We start from the raw sequence: 2,329 nt of genomic DNA, 5'->3' as shown, positions 1-2,329 counted from the left end.
TTGCTGGAAAATGCCAACAACTATCAGAAAAATGATATTTGGTTAACAGAGGGAGACTATTTGAAATTGAGACGTTTGGAAATCTATTATCGTTTTTCAGACCAACTGTTGGATAAGCTAAACATGAAGTCGGCCAAGATTTTTGCCCGGGGGATGAATCTGTTCTCCGTCGATATGGTTGATGTACTCGATCCGGAAGAATTAGGAGTGACTTATCCGACCCTGAGTTCATGGCATTTTGGGATTAACCTTGGATTTTAATTTATAAAAGATTCAGACATGAAGATACGAGAATATATAAAGTACAGCTTGATTGGCTTGTTAACGCTTACAATGAGCTGCGAATATTTGGACTATGATGAAACGTCCTACAACCGAAAGGATGATGTTTTTGCTGATTTCGGACGGACCAAAAGCTTTTTGACAGGAATTTATTCCAAACTGCCAACCGATTTCAACAGCATTGATGGTGCCATGCGTTCAGCGGCGACTGACGAAGCGGAGCATGTGTGGGATCTATCCAACGTACAGAAATTCAACGATGGAAGTTGGAGCGCCATTCAGCCATTGGACAATGTGTGGGGCGAGATGTATGAAGGCATTCGGGCAGCTAACCTGTTTTTATCCGAAAGTGCCGGACAGGAGTTTCCGGAAGAGCGCTTCAACGAAGATTATAGCGAAATGATGGAGCAGTTCGCCATGTATCCGTACGAGGCTCGCTTTCTTCGCGCTTTTTTCTACTTCGAACTCATCAAGCGATATAAGGACGTTCCGCTGATCACAGAAGTGTTAACACCAGAGGAAGCTCAGCTTGTTGCTCAGGATTCATTCAGTGATGTGGTCAGTTTTATTGTGCAGGAGTGCGATGACATTGCGGCGGAACTGCCCGAAGATTATGGTGATTTTTCTTCGGCTCAGGAAACTGGACGGGCAACCCGTGGGGCTGCAATGGCATTGAAATCAAGGGTATTGCTTTATGCGGCGAGTCCATTGCATAACGATGCCAATAACCTCGCCCTTTGGGAAGAAGCTGCAAGCGCTGCCAAAGCTATTATTGATTCGGCTTGGTATTCTCTGGAGGGCAACTACAGCAATGTGGTGAATAACCTAACCAGTTCCGAATTGATTTTGGGGAGGCGAGAAGGTGATTCCAACGGTTTTGAAAAAAGGAATTTTCCGATTGGATTTGAAGGCGGAAACACCGGAACCTGTCCAACCCAGAATTTGGTTGACTCTTATGAAATGGTGCAGACAGGTTTGCCCATTACGGATCCTGACTCCGGCTACGACCCGATATTTCCTTATGCCGGAAGAGATTCGCGACTGGAACAGACGGTGATCCTGAATAATTCGATTTGGAAAGGGCAAGTGGTTGAAAGTTTTTACGGAGGGGCTAATGGCTTGCCAAAAGCCAATGCAACCAAAACGGGCTACTACCTGAAAAAATATGTGATTGAAGCCGTTAGTCTTGCTCCTACCAACACCACCGAAAGACGTCATACATGGGTATTGTTCCGCTTTGGCGAAGTGTTGTTGAATTATGCCGAAGCTATGAACGAAGCCTATGGGCCAGAAGATGCGTCTACCTATGGCATGACAGCCTTGGAAGCAGTGAATTTAGTCCGCTTGCGGGCAGGTATGCCTGACTTTCCAGCAGGGCTGTCACAGGATGAGTTCCGCACAAAAATCAGGAACGAGCGCCGGGTGGAATTGGCTTTCGAAGACCATCGCTTTTGGGATGTCCGCCGATGGATGATTGGTCCGCAAACAACCGATATTTATGCCATGAACATTGCCCGCAACCCTTACGGGGGCTTTGCCTACGAAAAAGTCCTGCTTGAACGCAGAGTCTATCAGGACTATATGAACGTGTACCCGATACCTCAGGCGGAGATTTATAAAAATTCAAACCTGGAACAAAACCCGGGATGGTAATTGGGAGATGAAAAAAATGAGATTAGCTCAGCGAAGGTTGGTTGATTGTTGAGGATAGCTAATCTCATTTATTTCAGTAAGATAGTTAAAAATAAAAATCGATACAGATGAAGAATATAGTTGGATTTCTATTCATTTTGACGGCATTCTTCTCTTCGTGCGAGGAGAAGTTTGCTGAGGGTGACTTCAAATTTTATGATATTGAAGAGCCGGAAAATACCAATACGCTGCCTGCACTTCCCGAGATTGGGAAAAAAGGAGCGGCCTTTACGACCAACGGAACCCAATGGTCCTATCGGGTGTCGGACCTGAAAGCACACTGGCACTATTCATGGGGGCTTGGTCTTTCTGACTTTGAACCGGTTAACGTTGATTTTGTACCCATGCAATGGGG

3 protein-coding genes are annotated in these 2,329 nt (G+C 45.6%); all 3 read left to right on the top strand.

Annotation, left to right across the window (positions count from 1 at the left end):
- On the top strand, positions 1–261 hold a 261-nt coding region (locus AAC033_RS19030), incomplete at its 5' end, for a hypothetical protein (protein ID WP_339741152.1).
- An 18-nt stretch (positions 262–279) separates the two neighbouring features.
- Positions 280–1,935, top strand: coding sequence for a RagB/SusD family nutrient uptake outer membrane protein (locus AAC033_RS19025; protein ID WP_339741150.1), 1,656 nt, complete (start codon positions 280–282; stop codon positions 1,933–1,935).
- A 107-nt stretch (positions 1,936–2,042) separates the two neighbouring features.
- On the top strand, positions 2,043–2,329 hold a 287-nt coding region (locus AAC033_RS19020; RefSeq protein ID WP_339741148.1), incomplete at its 3' end, for a hypothetical protein.

Origin of the sequence: uncultured Sunxiuqinia sp. (assembly GCF_963974515.1) — a bacterium.
In the GTDB taxonomy this organism is placed as follows: domain Bacteria; phylum Bacteroidota; class Bacteroidia; order Bacteroidales; family Prolixibacteraceae; genus Sunxiuqinia.
Note: the sequence above shows the minus strand (reverse complement) of the source record. Positions and strands in the feature narration are given on the sequence as shown.

Coding starts and splice junctions, on each gene's coding strand:
- AAC033_RS19025 (WP_339741150.1), top strand. CDS start 280: ATGAAGATACGAGAATATATAAAGTACAGCTTGATTGGCTTGTTAACG.